The organism is Bacillus sp. FJAT-14266 (assembly GCF_001719225.1).
In the GTDB taxonomy this organism is placed as follows: Bacteria; Bacillota; Bacilli; order Bacillales; family Bacillaceae; genus Bacillus; species Bacillus subtilis.
In genome coordinates this window covers 1313532-1334516 of the sequence record NZ_CP017072.1, presented here as the reverse complement: position 1 = coordinate 1334516, position 20985 = coordinate 1313532, and the positions used below count along the sequence as shown (strand labels likewise).

Annotated in this window: 19 protein-coding genes; 6 read left to right on the top strand and 13 right to left on the bottom strand. The window is 45.1% G+C overall.

Translation table 11 applies throughout. From position 1 onward, the window contains the following. Nucleotides 1–34 precede the first annotated feature (34 nt). Nucleotides 35–949 carry a hypothetical protein gene (locus tag BGM23_RS06915; protein ID WP_003229241.1) on the bottom strand — a complete coding sequence of 305 codons (915 nt, stop codon included), beginning with the start codon at nt 947–949 and terminating at the stop codon, nt 35–37. Between the two features lie 25 nt (nt 950–974). Next, complete coding sequence (gene thpR, locus BGM23_RS06910) at nt 975–1526, bottom strand: RNA 2',3'-cyclic phosphodiesterase (protein WP_015714535.1); 552 nt, start codon at nt 1524–1526, stop codon at nt 975–977. Between the two features lie 148 nt (nt 1527–1674). On the opposite strand from thpR, the gene cysK reads away from it, so the two are divergent. Further along, on the top strand, nt 1675–2610 hold the full coding sequence (cysK, locus tag BGM23_RS06905) for a cysteine synthase A (protein WP_003229237.1): 936 nt from the start codon (nt 1675–1677) through the stop codon (nt 2608–2610). A gap of 33 nt (nt 2611–2643) precedes the next feature. Here cysK and pepV read toward each other — a convergent pair whose 3' ends face one another. Beyond that, nucleotides 2644–4035 carry a dipeptidase PepV gene (gene pepV / locus BGM23_RS06900; protein WP_029318264.1) on the bottom strand — a complete coding sequence of 464 codons (1392 nt, stop codon included), beginning with the start codon at nt 4033–4035 and terminating at the stop codon, nt 2644–2646. A gap of 96 nt (nt 4036–4131) precedes the next feature. Here pepV and pbuO point away from each other — a divergent pair, with 96 nt between their 5' ends. Next, complete coding sequence (gene pbuO / locus BGM23_RS06895) at nt 4132–5430, top strand: hypoxanthine/guanine permease PbuO (protein ID WP_014480583.1); 1299 nt, start codon at nt 4132–4134, stop codon at nt 5428–5430. A 38-nt stretch (nt 5431–5468) separates the two neighbouring features. Here the strand turns inward: pbuO and BGM23_RS06890 are convergent, their stop codons facing one another. Then, nucleotides 5469–6626, bottom strand: coding sequence for an ABC transporter permease (locus tag BGM23_RS06890; protein ID WP_046663898.1), 1158 nt, complete (start codon nt 6624–6626; stop codon nt 5469–5471). Then, nucleotides 6623–7333, bottom strand: a complete 711-nt coding sequence (locus tag BGM23_RS06885; RefSeq protein WP_015714539.1) for an ABC transporter ATP-binding protein — start codon at nt 7331–7333, stop codon at nt 6623–6625. Before BGM23_RS06885 ends, BGM23_RS06890 begins: the two co-directional genes overlap by 4 nt. A gap of 290 nt (nt 7334–7623) precedes the next feature. Between BGM23_RS06885 and BGM23_RS06880 the strand changes: the two genes are divergently transcribed. Further along, nucleotides 7624–7845 carry a DeoR family transcriptional regulator gene (locus BGM23_RS06880; RefSeq protein ID WP_003152337.1) on the top strand — a complete coding sequence of 74 codons (222 nt, stop codon included), beginning with the start codon at nt 7624–7626 and terminating at the stop codon, nt 7843–7845. 121 nt (nt 7846–7966) lie between these two features. Here the strand turns inward: BGM23_RS06880 and BGM23_RS06875 are convergent, their stop codons facing one another. Together BGM23_RS06875 and murJ are read right to left on the bottom strand one after the other, a co-directional pair. Next, nucleotides 7967–8686, bottom strand: a complete 720-nt coding sequence (locus BGM23_RS06875; protein ID WP_017695479.1) for a pseudouridine synthase — start codon at nt 8684–8686, stop codon at nt 7967–7969. Between the two features lie 68 nt (nt 8687–8754). Beyond that, on the bottom strand, nt 8755–10389 hold the full coding sequence (murJ, locus tag BGM23_RS06870; RefSeq protein WP_015251430.1) for a lipid II flippase MurJ: 1635 nt from the start codon (nt 10387–10389) through the stop codon (nt 8755–8757). A 202-nt stretch (nt 10390–10591) separates the two neighbouring features. Here murJ and BGM23_RS06865 point away from each other — a divergent pair, with 202 nt between their 5' ends. Further along, complete coding sequence (locus tag BGM23_RS06865) at nt 10592–11854, top strand: BaiN/RdsA family NAD(P)/FAD-dependent oxidoreductase (protein ID WP_003229222.1); 1263 nt, start codon at nt 10592–10594, stop codon at nt 11852–11854. 188 nt (nt 11855–12042) lie between these two features. Beyond that, complete coding sequence (opuD, locus tag BGM23_RS06860) at nt 12043–13581, top strand: glycine betaine transporter OpuD (RefSeq protein WP_029726425.1); 1539 nt, start codon at nt 12043–12045, stop codon at nt 13579–13581. 36 nt (nt 13582–13617) lie between these two features. Here the strand turns inward: opuD and BGM23_RS06855 are convergent, their stop codons facing one another. The 6 genes from BGM23_RS06855 to rmgP all read right to left on the bottom strand — a co-directional run bounded on the left by BGM23_RS06855 (nt 13618) and on the right by rmgP (nt 18451). Beyond that, nucleotides 13618–13800: a sporulation protein Cse60 gene (locus tag BGM23_RS06855; protein WP_003223398.1), complete on the bottom strand. Its 183-nt coding sequence runs from the start codon at nt 13798–13800 to the stop codon at nt 13618–13620. 67 nt (nt 13801–13867) lie between these two features. Further along, complete coding sequence (locus BGM23_RS06850) at nt 13868–14536, bottom strand: YesL family protein (RefSeq protein WP_029726426.1); 669 nt, start codon at nt 14534–14536, stop codon at nt 13868–13870. A 22-nt stretch (nt 14537–14558) separates the two neighbouring features. After that, nucleotides 14559–15845, bottom strand: a complete 1287-nt coding sequence (locus BGM23_RS06845; RefSeq protein WP_029726427.1) for a Gfo/Idh/MocA family protein — start codon at nt 15843–15845, stop codon at nt 14559–14561. Nucleotides 15846–15856: 11 nt separating this feature from the next. Then, entirely contained in the window at nt 15857–16360 is a 504-nt protein-coding gene (gene rmgS, locus BGM23_RS06840) for a rhamnogalaturonan transport/degradation protein RmgS (RefSeq protein ID WP_080010570.1), read from the bottom strand. Further along, nucleotides 16357–17478 (bottom strand): unsaturated rhamnogalacturonyl hydrolase, encoded by a 1122-nt coding sequence (rmgQ, locus tag BGM23_RS06835; protein WP_003229211.1) that lies wholly within the window; start codon nt 17476–17478, stop codon nt 16357–16359. Before rmgQ ends, rmgS begins: the two co-directional genes overlap by 4 nt. Nucleotides 17479–17485: 7 nt before the next feature. Continuing rightward, nucleotides 17486–18451 carry a polygalacturonan/rhamnogalacturonan ABC transporter permease gene (gene rmgP, locus BGM23_RS06830; RefSeq protein ID WP_003229209.1) on the bottom strand — a complete coding sequence of 322 codons (966 nt, stop codon included), beginning with the start codon at nt 18449–18451 and terminating at the stop codon, nt 17486–17488. Between the two features lie 215 nt (nt 18452–18666). Here rmgP and BGM23_RS06825 point away from each other — a divergent pair, with 215 nt between their 5' ends. Beyond that, nucleotides 18667–20985, top strand: a complete 2319-nt coding sequence (locus tag BGM23_RS06825) for a helix-turn-helix domain-containing protein (RefSeq protein ID WP_003229207.1) — start codon at nt 18667–18669, stop codon at nt 20983–20985.

The following is a 20985-nucleotide window of genomic DNA, read 5'->3' as shown; positions in this document are numbered from 1 at the left end:
TATGTTATGAGAAAACCGCTCAAATCGTTCTCTTTTACTCCAGCCACTCCTGTCTGCGATAGGAGTCAGACATGCAGTAAGACAATAGAGCCTTTGCAGCCTTTACCTGATGATGTTTGATCGGAGCAGTGTTTTTCTTCTGCCGCTCAATCCATTCTTCCGCGCTCCGCTTATCCGCTATTTCTAAGCCGTATGGCGGCTCCGGGTAATCGATGTACGACGTTCTGCTCAGAAGCAATTTTCGAACCGGAATCTCAGCCTGTTTTTCCTTTACGATCTTTGACACAACCGAGTCCGTACGAAACAGGCTAAGCCCTGGATTTAACACTGATGCAGTCTGAGAGGCTGTTTTCTTGTCCCAAAAACGATTTTTAGACCCTATGTAGACACTGTCTTCCTCAGCCTCTAAAAAAGAAACGCAATAAATTTCCAGAGGAGAAATAATCACAATGCTTAATTCAACCGCCGCCTGCTGAATTTTCAGCACAGGCTTATACATAATAAAATAAGAATCAGGCAGCTGCTGGGTCAGATAACGCAAAATGCGGTCCTGCTTCACTTGGTTTGAGAGTTGAGATATTTCTGAAAGAGTAGAGCTTGCCCATTTGAGCTGAAAATCATATAAATGCCTTTTATAAAAAGAAGCAAGCGCCACCCTGCTCTTCGGGAGCCTTACATGAATATCTTCTTCGTCCTCAAACCATTGGTGTCTCTCTTCTTGTATATCGGCTTTTATCTCTTCTTTTCTTCTTTTCAATGAAAATTTTTTTCGTTTCTGCACCGGTTCCGGTTCTTCAGCACTGGCTTGCCTTTCTTCATGCTGGCGCTCCGCTGCTTCTACTAGTGAAAGCCAGCGCTCTTTTTTCAAACGTACAAACTGGTTGATATAATGGTACGGATCAAGCTCATATCTCGATATATAATCATGAATTTTGATGATTTGTGCCATGTTTGTTTCTCCACTCCGCAATGAATTAAGATAATTGAAATTTGAATATTTCCTCGTATTTTGGTGATTGGTTCAAGTGTATTTGAAAGAGCGAAAATCGTTCAGCCATCATCGAAACCTCGCCGCTTTCAAACGGAACATGAGCTGGAAATCCATCTTCGCCTGTCCATTTTCTTGCCAGCGTCATATGAGGATGATACGGTCTTTTTTCCACTTGAAAGCCGGCCTGAAGTACAGCCTGCTTCGTATGTTCCCGCAGTCTATCAAGCGTTTTGTTTTTCTTTGGCTCCAGATGTAAAACGCGCGGCTTTCTGCGGTCGCCGAATACATCTATCTTGCCAAACTTAATTGAAAATGGATCAATTTCTGAAGCAATCTCTGCTAGCGAACCTTCAAGCTTCTTTATTTGTGTCTCATCCGCCGCTCCGAGAAAAATTAACGTGATATGATAGTCAAGCGGGTGCACCCATTTTTGAAACGTCAATACCGGTTCGTTTTTCGCAGCCTGGTAGATCGGATTTGCAATTCCCTCAGGTATGGGAACGCCGATGAAATAATGAGGCCGTATATCTGGCATCCGTCTGACACTCCCTTCTTTGACAGCTATTATTTTATCAATAAAGAGGCTGTGCGGATAGAGGAACAGTGTATGAAAACACTCTCGCACAAACGTTTATTATGTTAGGATATTATATGACACTTGTTTTATTCAGAAAGGAATGACAATGTTGAAAATCGTTGCAAACACAGCTGATCTGATAGGAGATACACCGCTAGTGAGATTGAATAGGCTTCAGCCGGAAAATGCGGCACAAGTCTATTTGAAGCTTGAATTTTTCAATCCGAGCGGCAGTGTGAAAGACAGAGCCGCTTATCAAATGATCATAGAAGCTGAACAAAACGGTTTACTCAAGCCGGGATCAGTTATTATAGAGCCGACAAGCGGAAATACCGGAATCGGGCTCGCCATGAATGCGGCAGCACGCGGATATAAAGCAATCTTAGTTATGCCTGATACGATGACGAAGGAACGGATCAACCTACTTAAAGCTTACGGTGCAGAGGTTGTATTAACTCCCGGAGAGGAAAGAATGCCGGGCAGCATCAAAAAAGCGAAGGAGCTTGCCGAACAAATTCCGAACAGCTATATTCCAATGCAGTTCGATAACACTGCTAATCCTGATGCGCACCGGAAAACAACAGCGCCTGAAATCGCCCGGGCAATAGAGGAAATCGGAAAACCGCTCGGCGCTTTTGTCGCCTCCTCTGGAACGGGCGGAACCATTACCGGAACAGGTGAGGCGCTCAAAGAGCTTTTTCCGGATATCACGGTTCATGTTGTTGAGCCAGCGGGTTCGCCTGTATTATCCGGCGGAAAACCTGGCGCGCATAAACTTGTAGGAACGAGCCCAGGCTTTATACCGCCGATTTTAAATGAAGACGTTTATGATGAAATTATCAAAATCTCTGATGAAGACGCGTATACGACGACAAGACGGCTTGCTGCTGAAGAAGGAATTCTTGTCGGTCCATCATCAGGCGCTGCCTGCTTCGCGGCAATCGAAACAGCGAAACGCCTCTCTCCTGACAAAGTTGTGGTCTGCATGACAGCTGATACAGGAGAACGGTACTTATCAACTGATTTATGGTCATTTATTTAAAAAAAGGACTGGCTTCAGCAGAAGCCGGTCCTTTTATTTTGCAAGCTCGTAAATGGCCTGAGCATATAACGCTGTCGATCTCAGCAGGTCATCAATTTCGATATATTCATCCTTTTGGTGTGCGCTGTCAGGGCGTCCGGGGAACAGCGGGCCGAACGCGACACCGGCTTTTAAGGATCTCGCATATGTCCCCCCGCCGATTGAGATTAAGTCAGCTTTTTTACCCAGCTGGCCTTCATAAACCTTTTGCAGGGTTTTGACTAACGGATGATCTGCGGACACGTGATGCGGCTTGCTGTCTTTGAATTCTCCCAGATCAAATTCAGATGCACTTTCGAATGCATCGCGAATCGCTTTGCTTTCTGCTGTCACAGGATAGCGGATATTGATCCCGAGCTCGCCTCCTTGCCCTTCTTTATAGCGCAGTGTTCCGACATTTAATGTCAGCTCACCGCTGATTTCATCCTCACAGTCGATGTCCAGTTTTTTTCCTCTTGTATCACCTGAGAACTTATCTGTCACAACTTGCACAAACCGCTTTCCTGCATCGTCAAGCTCAGTCTGCTGGAGAAATTCGCACAATAAAATGCCGGCATTGATCCCATTGTTCGGTTCCATCGCATGGCAGGAAAGACCGTACATACGCAAAATGAGCTGTCCGTTCTCTATTGCAGCTTCCCCTTTTTGATCCGTCGTGCGGAGCATGTCTTTAAATGAAGACAGAATCTCTTCATTTTTCGGCCCTTCAATGACAGCTTCCGCAGCGTCGGGCACCATGTTTAAGCGAAGGCCTGATTGAAACGAGACAAGCACTGCCTTTGGTTCTGCTTGATTTGGGCGGTGCGGAATAAGTAAAGAAGCATCGATGATCCCTTTTTCCGCATTAATGATTGGAAAATCGGCGTCAGGCGCAAAGCCCATTGTTGGCATTTCTTCATGCTTGAAATAATGCTCTACGCATCTCCAATCGCTTTCTTCATCTGTTCCGATAATCATTCTGACTCGCTTGGACAGGGGCAAATTCATGTCTTTCACGATTTTCAGCGCGTAGAATGCCGCCATTGTCGGGCCTTTGTCATCAATGGCGCCCCTTGCATAAATCCGTCCGTTGCGGATTTCAGCTGAAAATGGATCACTCGTCCACCCATCTCCCGGCGGCACGACGTCAACATGGCAAAGTACGCCGATAATGTCATCGCCCTCCCCCCATTCAATATGACCTGCGAAGCCGTCAAGATTTTTTGTTGTAAAGCCTTCTTTTTCTCCAAGCTCCAGCAATGAAGTCAGGCTGGCATTTACCCCTTCTCCAAACGGTTTACCGGGTCCAGCGGTTGTTTCGTCCATGACACTGTTGATTCTCAAAAATTCCTGCGTATCACGAATTAAATCCTCTTTTTTTCTGATCACTTCAACTTCCCAGTTCATAATGATCCCCTTTCCGCAAGAAATGACTTGCAAAAACCAAATAAAACGAATAATATTAATGGTGTTTTGTTAAAACGTTCGTAATTGGAGGATACTATGTTTCATCTAAAAGAGCAGCAAACATCCATAAAGCAAGAAATCATAGCAGGGCTGACGACCTTTTTCACAATGGTCTATATCGTCGTGGTCAATCCGGTCATTCTGGCTAACGCCGGGGTTCCTTTCGACCAGGTGTTCACCGCAACGATTATTGCCTCCATTGTCGGAACGCTGTGGATGGCCCTGGCAGCAAATTATCCGATTGCTATTGCGCCCGGCATGGGCTTGAACGCTTATTTAGCCTTTCATGTCGTAAGCGCAAGCGATGGCGGCATCACGTACGCAACAGCTTTCAGCGCAGTATTTACAGCAGGGGTTCTCTTCATTATTCTATCGTTAACGCCTTTAAGAAAACAACTTATAGAAGCGATTCCAAACAATTTAAAATACGGGATCACAACAGGGATCGGGCTGTTTATTGCATTTATCGGTTTGCGTCAAGCGGGCATTGTGGCAGCTGATGAGTCAAACCTGGTCACTCTCGGCAATCTGCATTCACCTGGTGTTATCTTAACGCTGGTTGGCCTTTTGATCAGCGTGGTCCTGATGGTGCTGAATGTAAGCGGCGCTTTATTTATCGGAATGGCAGCTACCGCTTTGATCGCCTTTTTCACCGGCCAGCTCCATTTTCCAAAGGGATTTATGTCGCTTCCTCATTTGCCGGAAGGATTGATGATCTCAAATCCATTTACCGCTTTTGGCGATGTCATTCATCACGGCCTGTACGCTGTCGTCTTTTCTTTTCTATTAGTCACCATTTTTGATACGACAGGCACGATGATCGGAGTTGCCGAGCAAGCCGGGCTGATGAAAAACAACAAGCTGCCAAACGTGCGAAAAGCGCTGCTTGCTGATTCAACCGCGACAACAGTAGGAGCTGTTTTCGGCACAAGTCCAACGACTGCATTTATCGAGTCTTCCGCCGGTGTCGCAGCCGGAGGAAGAACGGGGCTTACGGCTTTGACTGTCGCGGTGATGTTTGCGGCTTCAATGTTTTTCAGTCCGCTTGTCAGCGCCTTGTCCGGTATAGCCGCCATCACCTCGCCTGCTTTGATTATCGTCGGCAGCCTGATGATGGGTTCAGTTTCCAATATGAATTGGAAAGAGATGGACGAGGCATTTCCTGCGTTTCTCGTCATTCTAGCCATGCCTTTAACATCCAGCATTTCTACAGGAATTGCGCTTGGCTTTATTTCATATCCGATCGTAAAAGCGGCGCGGGGAAAATGGAGAGAGATTCATCCGCTCGTCATCGTTTTCGCCATTCTGTTTTTCATCCAGCTGTTTATTTTATAATGCATACAGAAAAACCCAAACGTCGCCGTTTGGGTTTTTTATGTAAACAATAAAGAGACAGCGGCCGCTAAAAAACAACAGGCGGCAAACGCATAGTGCAGGATATTGATACAGCTTTTTCTGGCCCGATAATATTCATCACTTTCCTTATCGGCGCCAATTAAAAAAGGGGCATCCATGACCTTGTCAAAAATAAGCGTCAGGATATAACGGCAAACCCCTGTATATACCAGCAGCGCAATCACCTTCAGCCAAATTGGGGAAACAAATATGAGAACGGTGAAAGCTGACAATAGCATGTACATCTGCCTCGCATACTCGCCATTCCTCAGCATGACTTTAAAAAACAATTCCTTATAGCCTGTGCAGATCGTTCGCCTTTTAAATATCCTTTTTGAATTACGGTATAATAACGGTTTTCTTCTCATCCTGTCTTTTACTTTTGGCATTCCCGCCTCCTGACTCATCATCATCACAAGTCCTGCAAGGGCAAGCCTGCTTTTTTTCTCTTCAGTCACCTCAGCTTCAAAAGCCGTGAACGAAGCCGTCTTTTTCAAACTGCCGATAACTGAGAAAAGCAAAAATAAAATGCCAAAAAGCGCAAGCAAATGCCGCTCAGTAAAAACAATCAGGATAGCAGAACCAGCAAAAAATATAGCTCTGACAAAAATATCGCCAATCCATCTCGAAATGGAGCGCGGCTTTCTGATCCTGTCTTGCTTTAAGGATAAAAAGAATATATGAAGGCCAAACAAATAACACAATAGAGCAGTGCTTTCTGCGAATGTGATGTGAACAGAATGACTGATAAGGGGAAGGACAATAAAAAAGAGAAGCAGCCATTTAGCCAGCGTGACCAGAAAAGAATACAAAAGCGCGTACAGTTTGAGCTGATAGATGATTTCCTTCTTTTGCAGCAAAAACACTTTGTCCGCTTCCATTAAAAATGTACGAATCGAGCCTGTAAACATGATCAGCCCACACACAGCGTACAGCCATCTCCACTCCGCCACTTCAGACCACTCATAAAGAAGGCCTCTTCCATTCATCAAATCAATATACTGATAGATGACAAAAGCAATCGCCGGCAAAACGATATAGAGAGCGACTGTCCAGTCAATGACCGCATGCAACACTTTAAACTGATACTTGTAATAGTCAAACAGCCTTCGAAAAAAGAGCGTACGCCCGTTCATGGCCGATCACCTTGAACTGCCTTATAAAAACAGTCAAGCAATGACTGCCCCTCTAATCCGGTCTTGTCCTGAATATCTTTTAACGTGCCTTGGAGAAATAATGAACCTTTCTCAATCATATAAAACCGGTCACAGATTTTTTCCGCGGTATCGAGTACATGCGTGCACATAAGAATTCCGGCTCCACGTTCTTTTTCAGCCTTAAGCATGTCCACAAAGCGTTTCGTCGATATCGGATCAAGGCCGATAAACGGTTCATCAATCACATACATATCCGGCTTAGAGAGAAAGGCCTGGATAAGCATTAGTTTTTGCTGCATGCCCTTCGAAAAGGTGACAGGCAGCTCATGTTTGACATGATCAAGCGAAAACGTCTGCAGCAGGCTTTGGGCCCGATGCGCAAATTCTCTCTCTTCAATGCCGTGGAGTGTGCTGATCAGATCCAAATGCTCCCACAGCGTCAGTTCTTCGTAAAAGGACGGATGCTCCGGAATATATGCAAATGAACAGTCGTTCCAGGCAATATGCCCTTTAAAATCTTCTGAAAGGCCGAGTATCGCCTTGATTGCGGTGCTTTTTCCGGCGCCGTTAGCTCCGATCAGTCCAACCAGCTCCCCTTTTCTGACTTCCAGAAAAACATCGGTGAGCACTTTTTTTCGGCTTGTATACCCGGCCTGTTCTATTGAAGCTTCAAGCAAATTTGTCAAAACTCACCCACCTCCAAAATTTACTACGAAACAGAATAAAAAAAGTTTCTTTAACCATAATAATATTGAGCCGAAATACATAGTAATCCAACAAGGATGGCTGCCCAACGCGAAATTGGAAAAAATTAATAGGAGTTATCCCTAGATTCATCACTGCAATATCGTGTATAATGAGGGCGAATTATTTTAACAATTACAGATGTCTGCCTTTGTTGCTATTTCGTACGCAGTTGATAGTCGTGAGTTGTGGTTAGTCAAGTCCATCCGATCTTATGATAGGGAGTGGTTTTTTGAAACCTTCAACAAACCGTATGCTAACTCGAATCAAATCAGTTTACATGTTTATCCAAGAAAAAGGTCTTGTGACAACACAGGAACTGGTTGACGAATTCGGCATTACACCTAGAACGATTCAAAGAGACTTAAATGTGTTGGCATATAATGATCTTGTTCATAGTCCAAGCCGTGGCAAGTGGGAGACAACGAGAAAGAAAGTAAAGATTACCTCATAAATTGAAAAATTACATAGGGCCGCCTGAGAGCGGCCCGATAGATAATAGGGCGCAGAAACTACTGAGCCTTGTTTTTGTGTGCTTATAAATAAAACCCCGCATTCGATATGCGGGGTTTTTGTCATGCTTGCGGCTCATTGAGCAAATGAAGCTCTTCCTCTGTCAGCTCACGGTATTCTCCGGGTGCCAGAGCGGGATCTAGGGAAACGCGTCCCATCGAAAGCCGCTTCAGATAAACCACTTCATTGCCGACTGCCTTTGCCATTTGCTTGACCTGATGGTATTTTCCTTCTGTAATTGTCAGGTATATCACGGTATTGCCACTGTCGTTTGTTTTGATTTCCGCTTTTGCCGGCTTTGTTTTATAGCCGCCCTCTATGTAGACACCCGTTTCCAAATCGGAGATGTCTTCCCGAGAAATCTGTGATTTTAAATGGACTTCATACGTTTTTGGAACATGCTTTTTAGGAGAAAGGAGCCGATGTGCGAGCTGCCCGTCATTTGTGAGCAGCAAAAAGCCCTCTGTATCTTTATCAAGCCTGCCGGCTGGAAATGGCTCAAATCTCATCTCCTCCGGCGTCAGCAGATCGACCACTGTTTGCTGCCGGCTGTCCTCAGTCGCCGACAGCACGCCCTGCGGTTTATTCATCATAAGATAAATGAATTCTCGATAATCAACCGGTTCCCCGTATACGGTCACCTCCTGTGTATCAGGATCAACGTGCGCCTTTACATCTTTGGCAGGTTTGCCGTCGATCATCACGGCTCCAGCCTTCACAACGGCTTTGACTTCTTTTCTGGAACCATACCCGCTGTTGGCAAGCAGCTTATCAAGTCTCATTCCCAATCTCTCCTTTATAAAAGAAAGCCCGCAGCATGCGAGCCCTCAGTTTCATCATATCTAGTTCATCAGCCTGCATGTCTGCCTTTCTTTAAGAAACCTGGCAAACGGCGGCCTAAAATTTTCTGCAAAAATCCTAATCGGTAGCCGCAATACAGGTAGACAGCTCCGCCAACAGCGGCCGCGATCACCACAACAATCGCAGCTTGCAGCTGGCCATCCTGATAGGAAATAAAGAAGCCTAATACCCACTGCACGATTTTCACGGCAATACCCATAATGGCTGATAAGACAAGCATCAAAACAGTTCGTTTAACTAGTATCTTATACGAATAGCCTGCATGGCGCTTAATCATGATAAACCCATATAAAAGGGAAGCGATATATCCAAGCGCCGTCGCTAAAATCGCTCCGTCAGCCTGCATCAGCTTGATCAGCGGAACATTCAGCACAAGCTTGATCACGACGCCGATCACAAGGCTGACAACCGCAAATTTTTGCTTATTGATGCCCTGCAGAATGGCTGCGTTGACTGTAAACAAAGAGAACAGAATTGCGACTGGCGAATACCATAGCAAAATGTTTGCCCCCAGTTCAGGGTGAAGGCTCTCTGACCCGTAAAAGAACGTATACGTCGGTCCTGACAATAGAGAGATCCCAACAACAGCCGGAATAATTAAAAACAGGATCGTCTGCATCGTTTGATTAATCTGCTGATTTAACAGCTTATAGTTTCCGCTTGTAAACGATTCAGTAATCGTTGGAATTAATGTCAGTCCGAAAGCAGTTGCTAGGGAAACCGGGATCATCACGAGCTTCTGAACATACAGGGTTAGAATCGCAAGCATGTCTTGGCTGATGGCTTGATGACCGGCTTCAATCATCGCTTTGTTAAACGTATTTGTATCAATATAGTTATACAAAGGGATGGCTAGTCCGACAAAAACGTACGGAGCAGCATAGCTGAACAGCTCGAAAAACATTTTCTTGTAGCTTAGGTTTGCTGTCGGACCCGTATTCGGCATCATCGCCAGCAGGCTGCCCTTCCGTTTGTTCCAATAAATATAAAGCACGACCAGCCCTCCGAAGGCACCGATCAGCGCTGCGAAGGTTGCATAGCCCACAGCGATGACAAGGCCGCCGTTGAAAACCTTCAAAATCAAGAATGTCGCACTCAATAGAAAGATGATGCGGACAATCTGTTCAACGACTTGGGAAACAGCTGTCGGCCCCATCATTTGGTGCCCTTGAAAGAATCCGCGGACAAGGCTCATAATCGGTACGACCAAAAGCGCTAAGCTGACCATGCGGATGACATAAACGACATGATCAATTGTCAAGCCGTTATTATCCTTGCCTCCCAGCGATATTTCCGCAAACATCGGAGCCGATAGATACAGAATGAAAAAGGCTATCATTCCTGTGACGAGCATAACCGACATGCCCGCCTTGAGCATTTTCCTGCTTGTCTCATAATCCCCTTTTGAATTATATTTGGAAACAAATTTAGAAACAGCGGCCGGAAAGCCCATCGTAGCAATATTCAAAAATAAAGTGTATTGGTTGTATCCGTATTGAAATAATGCACCGCCTGTCGCCCCGACCATAATGCTGAAGGGAATTAAATAGACCATCCCCAGAATCCGCGATATATATGTACCGAGCGTTAATACAAACGTGCCTCTTAACAGTTTGCTTGACATGTTTCTTCATCACCATTTTCTACGAAGATTCAACTTTTCTATTTTACCACAACTGGGCATTTAGACGGTAATAAATACAAAAGCAATCCTGTGAACATTCATGTCCGCGGCAAAAGACGTTTAAGGAGCGGCTTTCTTTCGCTATAATAGTACTGCGGACGGGGTGTCCGCACACGAAATGAAAAGAAAGTTGATGATAAAGATGAAACAATATGACGTAATCGTAATCGGCGGAGGCCCTTCAGGCTTGATGGCTGCGATTGCAGCAGGAGAACAGGGCGCTGGCGTGTTGCTGATAGATAAAGGAAATAAATTAGGACGGAAACTCGCGATTTCCGGGGGCGGCCGCTGCAATGTGACGAACCGCCTTCCTGTGGAAGAAATTATCAAGCACATCCCCGGCAACGGGCGTTTTTTATACAGCGCGTTTTCTGAATTTAATAATGAGGACATTATCAAGTTTTTTGAAAACCTCGGCATTCAATTGAAGGAAGAGGATCACGGCCGGATGTTTCCTGTGACCGACAAAGCCCAAAGTGTCGTTGACGCGCTGTTAAACAGGCTAAAGCAGCTCCGCGTAACAATCAGAACGAACGAGAAAATTAAATCTGTTTTATATGAAGATGGACAGGCAGCAGGGATTGTGACGAATAATGGCGAAATGATCCATAGCCAGGCAGTCATTATTGCTGTCGGCGGTAAAAGCGTGCCTCATACCGGAAGCACGGGAGACGGCTATGAATGGGCTGAAGCCGCGGGCCATACCATAACAGAGCTGTTTCCGACAGAGGTTCCCGTCACTTCTGGCGAACCGTTCATTAAGCAAAAAACACTTCAGGGCTTATCACTAAGAGATGTAGCCGTCAGTGTGTTAAATAAAAAAGGCAAACCGATTATCACACATAAAATGGACATGCTGTTTACCCATTTCGGCCTCTCAGGACCTGCCATTCTCAGATGCAGCCAATTTGTCGTAAAAGAGCTGAAAAAACAGCCTCAAGTGCCGATCAGAATCGACTTGTATCCGGATATCAATGAAGAAACGCTTTTCCAAAAGATGTATAAAGAACTGAAGGAAGCACCGAAAAAAACCATTAAAAACGTGCTGAAGCCTTGGATGCAGGAGCGCTATCTCCTATTCCTGCTCGAAAAAAACGGCATCTCTCCGAACGTATCGTTTTCTGAGCTGCCGAAGGATCCTTTCAGACAATTTGTAAGGGACTGCAAGCAGTTTACTGTCCTCGCAAATGGCACACTGTCGCTTGATAAGGCATTTGTCACGGGAGGCGGGGTATCTGTAAAAGAAATTGACCCGAAAAAAATGGCTTCTAAAAAAATGGAGGGGCTTTATTTTTGCGGTGAAATTCTGGATATCCACGGCTACACAGGCGGATACAACATTACCTCCGCCCTTGTCACAGGCAGGCTTGCAGGGCTAAATGCCGGGCAATACGCCCGTTCTTAATCATTACTCTTTAAATCTCTTGCCGCCAAACTCACATTTGAACATTCCCCGCATTCATGTTAGGGTGAGACTTGTTTTGTTTCACCTGATTGCGGGGTAATTTTAAGAGAGGAATGAGCTGCCATCGTACGACCATACTAAGCCTGCGAGCAAGATATAGGCGTACACAAAAAATTAGAGGGTGAGAAATGTTGAAACATATATCTAGTGTATTTTGGATTGTGATTGCAATCACAGCTGCAGCTGTATTATGGGGTGTTATTTCTCCTGACAGCCTGCAAAATGTGTCTCAATCGGCACAAACATTTATTACCGATTCATTTGGTTGGTATTATCTTTTAGTTGTCTCTTTGTTTGTCGGGTTTTGTCTCTTTTTGATTTTCAGCCCGATCGGAAAAATCAAACTCGGAAAGCCTGATGAAAAACCGGAATTCGGGTTATTATCATGGTTTGCCATGCTGTTCAGCGCAGGCATGGGAATCGGCTTAGTATTCTACGGTGCGGCTGAACCGATCAGCCATTACGCAATTAGCTCTCCATCAGGTGAAACAGAAACCCCCCAAGCCTTCAGAGATGCACTCCGCTATACGTTTTTCCACTGGGGTTTGCACGCTTGGGCCATTTATGCCATTGTGGCATTATGCATTGCCTATTTCCAATTCCGCAAAGGCGCGCCCGGATTAATCAGCAGCACACTGTCACCGATTCTCGGGGATAAAGTAAACGGACCGATCGGAAAGGCCATTGACTGTATTGCAGTTTTCGCCACTGTTGTCGGGGTGTCAACTAGTCTTGGTCTTGGCGCAACCCAAATTAACGGCGGTTTGAATTACCTGTTCGGCATTCCGAATGCGTTTATCGTCCAATTGGTTTTAATCATTATTGTGACAGTGCTCTTTTTACTTTCTGCGTGGAGCGGACTCGGAAAAGGAATTAAGTATTTAAGCAACACAAACATGGTATTGGCCGGATTGTTAATGTTGTTTATGCTCGTTGTCGGGCCTACAGTGCTGATCATGAACTCATTTACAGATTCTATCGGACAATACATTCAAAATATCGTTCAAATGAGCTTCAGACTGACACCGAATGATCCTGAAAAACGCGAATGGATTAACAGCTGGACGATTTTCTATTGGGCATGGTGGATTTCCTGGTCTCCATTTGTCGGCATTTTCATCGCCCGTGTATCCAGAGGCCGGACGATCCGCGAATTTTTAATCGGCGTCTTGGTGACACCTTGTATTTTGACATTTCTATGGTTCTCCATTTTCGGCGTATCAGCCATGGATCTCCAGCAAAAAGGCACGTTCAATGTAGCAAAGCTGTCCACTGAAACGATGCTGTTCGGAACACTTGATCACTATCCGCTGACAATGGTGACATCGATCCTTGCATTGATTCTGATCGCAGTATTTTTTATCACGTCTGCTGATTCAGCTACATTCGTGCTGGGCATGCAGACATCGTACGGTTCTTTAAATCCGGCGAATTCTGTAAAACTCAGCTGGGGGATCATTCAGTCCGCCATGGCGGCTGTGCTCCTATATTCCGGAGGGCTTGCCGCTTTGCAGAACACAGCGATTCTGGCAGCGCTGCCGTTTTCTATCGTTATCCTGCTGATGATTGCCTCTCTCTATCAATCGCTCTCAAAAGAAAGAAGAGAGATCAAAAAAGCGGAGAAACTCGATAAACCGAGAAGTCCAAGAGTGAAAAAAGCATATTAACAAAAAAGATCTTTCCGCGCCTGCGGAAAGATCTTTTTATTTGCGATATAAAATAAGGGCGGAAAAACAGTAAAGCTGCTCGCCGTCTGGGTCGCACGCCGCCGAAACCGTATATTTGATATCAATCAGCTGCTCCTCCGATATCCCTTTTAAAAATGAATTGATTTCCGTTTGTAAGTCTTTTTCATGCTCTTCATCAAATACCGCTACCTTCAGCATTTTATCCGCTCTCCTTTCTCTATCAATCTATTCCGTTTGGAACAGCGTTATGATAGAGAAATGATGATTATCTCGTTTCCGGATAAAAAGCTTTCCGTATATGGGATTTCCTCTGTGGCTCGCCGCCTTGCTGCCCCACTTTCAGCAGCACGGCATAAACAATTCGCATATGGCAGTAGCTGATCAGGCTGACGCTGAAAAAAGGGACAATGCCGGGCAGGTACGCAAGCAAGAAAAAGAGAGCAACAGTCAGCGCAAGCATAGTAAGCGTATATTGCAAATACGCCACACTGAGCAAGAGCGAAAATTTCACATACAGACGTTTTTTCCAGTCAAAGTGGACGAGCAGCGGAAACACATAAAAAAGCATGGATACGAACAAAAAGCCAAATATCATAATGGCGAAGCGCAGGATGTGCAGAAGGAAATGACTTGGATAAATGAAGGCCAAATCAATATAAATGATCACTCCGATGAGCGCCAGAACAGCGCCGAGCAGATTTGAACGAAAAAATTCACCCTTGTATTCCTGCCAAAACGTTTTGAGCACGGGAACGTTGTCCTGCCCCTGAATCCACTTCCGCATGACAGCGAATAAAGCCGCGGTCGCGGGCATGATGCCAAACACACCGAGACCGAGCAACGTAAAAAACAGCCACAGCAAGTTTGTATACGCAAATCTCATGATCCATTCGCAAAAACGCAGCATCCGTCCCAGTGAGCCATCATGTTCCATGGCGCCCCCTCCTTTTTTTGCATTATACATTCTGCATCTGAAAAAGCTCTTTCATGCCGATCGGCTTCTTTTCGGCAACCGAGCGCCACATTCCCTCACCAACCGCGATGGAGTAGGCTCCAGCTTCAGACCCGGCTAAAATATCATAGCGGCGCAGCGGGTCTTTTCCTAAAAAAAGATCCTCAAGCAAAAGCGGATCACCTCCGCCATGCCCCCCTTCATTTTTGACCACTTGTATCGTCTGCTTTGATTCAAAAAGCGGATAGTAATCGATTGTCTGCTCAGGAAAAGCAAACGGAATTCTGGAAGGTTCGTGAAATTCATTTGATTCAATACGCCCTTTTGTGCCGTTGATCGTCAGCCGGTAGCCTTCATACGGGGCCGAAAAAATAATCGAGTAGCTTAACAGTGCGCCGCCATCATATTTGACTGCCGCCACGTACGTATCCTCGATGTCAATTTCCTCGTCAAAAATACACGCGTCAGGCCTGTATGCAGTATATAAGCTAGACTGGTCTCCTGCTTCGAGATGATCATCTTTTATAGAAGCTTTAGAGGAACGGGGATGCCACCTTGAATAGTAGTGGCATTTTTCTTTAACACGGCACGTCCCGCAAAAACGCCCGTCTTCTTCCGGCAAGGGGTTCCACTCACTGTCCGGCCCATAGTAATTCAAGGCGCCATAAGCAAATACCTCTTCCGGATTTTGCCCGAGCCACCAATTAACGAGATCGAAGTGATGTGTTGATTTATGGACAGAAAGACCGCCGGAAAACTGTCTCGACCTGTTCCAGCGTTTAAAATAGCTGGCGCCATGATACGTATCAATATACCAATTTAAATCAACGGAGGTGACCCTGCCTATTTTTCCGTCCAGAATCATTTCTTTTATTTTCCGATGAAACGGGCTGTAGCGATAGTTAAACGCGACGGTGACTTTTCCTTCGCTTTTGGCCTCCGCTTCAAGCACCCGATTCGCATCCTGCACTGTTGTCACCATTGGTTTTTCAGTAATTACATCTGTATCCCACTGAAGGCTTTTTACAATATATGTGATATGCGTATCGTCCCTGCCTGCCACAATGACGATATCAGGCTTTGAGACGCGCATCATCTCGTCAAAAGCATCTTCGCTAAACTCAGGCACGTGGGCCAGCTCGGGAAATTTCTTTTTGCAAACGGCAAAACGTTTCGGATCGGCATCCAGCAATCCCGTAATCTCATAATGAGTTGAAAACCGCTCCAACAGCGGTTTGATAAACATACTGAATGCTCTGCTGCTCAATCCGCAAAAGACGATGTTCTTCAATATCCTCACCTCTATCGGGCTTCAGTTAGTTGAGAAATCAGCTGCAGCGCTTCCTCTGTTTTTTCAGCATACACAGGGATAAACGCCGCCATATCGCGATTCAATCGAAAAGAATAGCCGTTCAGCTGTTTTTTCCCTTTTTCGATCTGAACGGCATAGATCGTTTTTTCTCCTGTTTTATTATTAACAGTTGTATAAGGAGATGTTTTTTCAGGAGGCAATCCGTTTAACGGCTGAAAATTTTCCGGATCATCGTAAGCTTGAAACATGTCTTCAGGCACGATGAAAACATCTCCTTCATGGGCGGTAATTTCAGTCAGCAGTTTTTCCTGAAAAGCTGGAAAGATATCGACCTTCCCAGCATTCTGCTCGGCGGCCTTTTTTATTTTTTCCTGTACGCCAGCCTGCATATCAGAAAAGAGAATGACATGCATTCCGTCCGGCCTGCTTGAGCATGATGCCAAAAAGAGCACTGAGACGATCACACACAAAGCCGTACATATCCTTTTTGTCATTTCCCCGCTGACCTAAAAAGAGACTCCAGCTCTGTCATAGCTAAAATAAACGCTCCGGCCCCGTGCAGATCGTTTGTGCTTCTTTCGCGGCTGACATAATAGTCATAAAAACCGGCTGACGTTCCGACACATATGTCTTTGACGAGAAACGCGCCGTCTTCTGATGTTTCGGTTTTATGCTGAATCAAGCCTTGATACGCTTTTAGCAGTGTTGTTTCGTAAGCTCTGTCTAAATAGCCTTTATTGATTCCCTTCGCAAATGCGTACATGTACAGGCAGGATCCTGAGCTTTCCAGCCAGTTATCAGACCTGTCTCCCTTATCAACAATCTGATACCATAGCCCCGTCTCTTTGTCTTGATAGCAGCAGATGCTTTCCATCATGTCCTGCAGCGTGTTTTTCCACACATGACGGTTTGGATGCTTCTTCGGCAGCTCTTCAATCATGTCAGCAAGAGACATGACGTACCAGCCGATGGAACGTGCCCAAAATTCCGGTGAACAGCCTGTCTCTTCATTGGCCCAAGGCATTTTTTTCGCTTCATCCCAGGCGTGATAAAAGAGTCCGGTTTTTGCATCCTTCGTATGCTTTCTCATCAATGACTCCTGCAGCACGACCTGATCAAACAGCTCCGGCTCCTGCTTCAGATTGGCATATTTCAGTGCGAACGGCCCCCCCATGTATAAGCCATCAAGCCACATTTGGTAAGGATAACCGTCTTTGTGCCAAAAACCGCCCTCAGACGTCCGGTTCAGTGTTCCATATAAGCCGCGCAGCCTTTTTGCCGCTTTGGCATACCGTTCATCCTTCGTCTGCTCGTATAATGGAAAAAGAATGAGACCCGCTTGAATGGCATCCAGTTCATCTCTTCTAAATAATAGATTGCCATAATCATCGATTAAGAGATCTGCATAAGCCTTTGCATACTCAAAATACCGCTTTTCCCCGGTTGCTTCCCACAGCCGCAATACACCGCATAAGAAAACACCCTGGTGGTAGTGCCAGCGGTTTGCAGGAGGCAGCTCCTCGACTGTGTACGTATTCATAATGGTTTTTGCCAATGCCTCCGCGTACGTAAGAGGCGATTTTACAGCGATTGATTGATCCATTGATCCCATCCCTTTCTTAATAAATTCCTTCCTCGCCAAATTTCTTCGCCAAACGATTCGCAAGCATGACCAAAATCAGCCCGACCGCCGCTTTAAATACGCCGACTGCTGTACTGTAGCTGAATTGGCCCTGTTTCAGCCCTGCAGTATAAACATACGTATCAAAAATTTCCGCCACTTCCCTGTTTGTCGCATTTAACAGCAAATACACATGTTCGAAGCCAAGCTCCAGCGTGTCTCCGATTTTCAAAATCAGCAAAACGACGATAACGCTTTTAATGGCGGGCAGCGTAATATGCCACATTTGCCGCAGCCGTCCCGCTCCGTCCATTTTCGCCGCTTCATACAGCTGGGGGTCAACCGCTGTAATGGCCGCCAGATAAATGATCGTCGACCAGCCCGCTTCCCTCCAGATAACCTGAAGAATATACAGGGGCCGGAACCATTCTTCGTTCAGCAGAAAATTGATTTTTTCACCGCCAAAAAACACAATCAGTTCATTAATCAAGCCTCCGTCTACCGTTAAAAGCACAAACGAAAGCGATACAACAATGACCCAAGACATAAAATGCGGGATATAAATCAGCGTCTGAACAAATTTTTTAAAGAGAGCAATCCGCACTTCGTTCAATAAAAGCGCCAGCAGTATCGGCACCGGGAAAAATATGGCCAGGTTCAAAGCAAATAACACGAGCGTGTTTTTTAACAAGAGAAAAAATGTAGGCTCAGTAAACAGCCTGATAAAATGCTTCAGCCCCACCCACTCACTGCCCAAAATGCCGAGGAACGGCTGATAATCCTGAAATGCAATCACAATTCCCCACATCGGGACATACTTAAAAAGCAAAAAATAAATACACCCCGGCAAAATCATCAAGTACAAATATTTTTGTTGAATCAGCTTGATTAGTAAGCGCTTTCTTTTTTCTTTTTTAAAAATGACTGCATCAACAGCCGGCGCTTGCGCTTCTGCTGTTTTCATTTTTTCCTAGCCTCCTTTCACGGATTCTTGCATTCACTGTAGCGCAGCAGGCAAAAGTCCGTCTACAATCATATGATCACATCCTGTTTTATCCCTTTATAATCAAGGGTTCAGCCGGTCCACCTGAAAAAAAGACACCGATATTAGAAAATGATTATTGACAATATCTATCAATCTTTGGATTAATTGTATTAAGGTGAAGTGGATGTTATGAAATGGGGGGTTTTATGAAAAGAAGCCAATACAAGTTTTACTACAAACTGATCACGTTTTTCTGCCTGCTCAGCACCATTCCGGTTATTTTGGTCGGATTGTTTTCGTACGAGCACTCTCAGAAAACGGCTATTTCCAACGTTTCGGAGGAAAAATTCGACACACTCCAGCAGACCCAGCAAAGCATCGAGCATATATTGAAAACCGTCGATCACTCTTTAACCCACTATGTGAGTTCGCCGCCTCTCCTTCGCACATTGTCCGAGCCTTTGCACTCAGACCAATTTCAAATCTATAACCAAGTGAACCAAGAGCTCAATTATCTGCAAAGCTTTGATACCGATCTGTCCAACATGACGTTAGTCAGTTATACGAAAAAATGGTACATGAACAATTCCGGTTTGTACCGTTTGAATACAGACACTCTTCATGAAGCAGCCTCAGCGTACACGAAACAAAAAGCGAGCCGCTCCTATTGGACGCTTGAGGAAAACAATCATTTGATTTCAACCAAAGAAGGCACAGCAGAAAACTGCCGCTACAATATCAATTTAATTAAGCAGCTTCCTTTGAACAGCACAAATACAAAGGGATTGGCCGCCGCAAGCATTCCGAGCTGTTCGCTTGTCAAAAATATGCCTAGCTATTCAAACGCCAACAACCTGTTTATCATCGATGAAAAAGGCCGCATTATCCTTCATAACAACATGTCTGACATTGGTGAATCTCTTCATAACGACGGCTTTGTCCAAAAAGTGCTGGCGCAAAACGCCAATAGCGGACAGTTTGAAACAGTGATTGACCGGATTCATTATAAAGTCACCTATCAAAAATCTGACTATAATACATGGACTTATTTTTCTCTCGTTTCCCTGCCCGAGCTAAAAAAAGAAGCCAAATCAATCGGCTGGATCACTTTTGCAGTATGTCTTATTTTGTTAACGCTTTCATTATTATTCTCTTGGCTGGGCTCCCGCCATTTTTACAAGCCGATCAGGGTGCTTTACGAATCATTCGCAAGACATGGAGCCATACAAGAGAAACAGCAGCCTCCTCAAAATGAATTTGAGTTAATTGAACAGAGCTTTAAGCAGCTGAAGGACAGAAATGACGACCTTGAGGAAACGATGAAGCAGCAGGCCACTCATCTGCAGCAATATTTTATGGTCAGGCTTATGCTTGGAAAACTGACGGATGAGGAGGTTGATAACCGTTTTGAAAGCCTCGGCTTAAAGCAAAATTGGCGGCACCTTGCCCTGCTTGTGCTCCAAATTGACACACTGAATCATACGCCTTATGAGAAAAAAGATATGGATCTGCTTTTGTTTGCCGTCAACAGCCTGATTGAGCGATGCATCCCGACGGACAAACATCTTGCCCCCGCTGTAGTTGACAAACAACAGGCGACGATTTTAATCAATCAAAGCGGGACAAAGGAAGAATTCATGGCTGAGCTGAATGAGACTGCAAGGATGATTCAGGAAAAAGCGGAAGCTGAGCTGCAGCTGTCTGTCAGCATCGGCATCAGCCAGCCGTTTGATGTGCTGACAAAAGCGAAAACAGCCTATGCGGAAGGCTCAGAAGCGTTGAAATACCGGCTTAAAGCGGAAAACAAGTCGATCATCTTTTACGAAGACCTTGACCAGAAAAAAACCTTCAAAACCCATTTTCCAAAGCAGCTTCAGCATGAGCTGTTCGATGCCGTTAAAGCAGGAGACAAGGAGAAAGCGGATAAATGCCTGCACGCGATTTTGCAAGCCATCTTCACCCAGAACACCAACCCGTATCAATTTCAAATCGCCATCGCCCGTTTTTTGAACCATGTGATTGAGCTGATGCATGTGCTCGGGATCGAATTGTTTGAGCTTGAAGAAAACAAAATGCTGTATGACCAAATTTTTGAGCTGAAAACGTTCGAGGATACCGAAAACTGGCTAAAGAATGAGTTTATTGATCCGATGACAGACAAAGTGAACGCCCGCGCGGATGCCCAGTACAAAAATATTTCCGACAACATCATTCATATCATCCATCATGAGTTTGAATCCGAATTGACACTGGACGAAATCGCGCGCAGGCTGCATTACAACCCAAATTATTTAAGCAGCATTTTCAAAAAAGAAATGGGTATTTCATTCAGCGAGTATGTCTCAAGCTACCGACACCATATGGCGAAAAGCTGGCTTGCCGAAACAGACATGGCGGTCAAGGACATTGCCGAAAAGCTGAAATATAAAAACTCGCAAAATTTTATCAGGTCTTTTAAAAAGCTGGAGGGGATTACACCGGGAAACTACCGCCAGCAAAAAAGAAGCATGTAA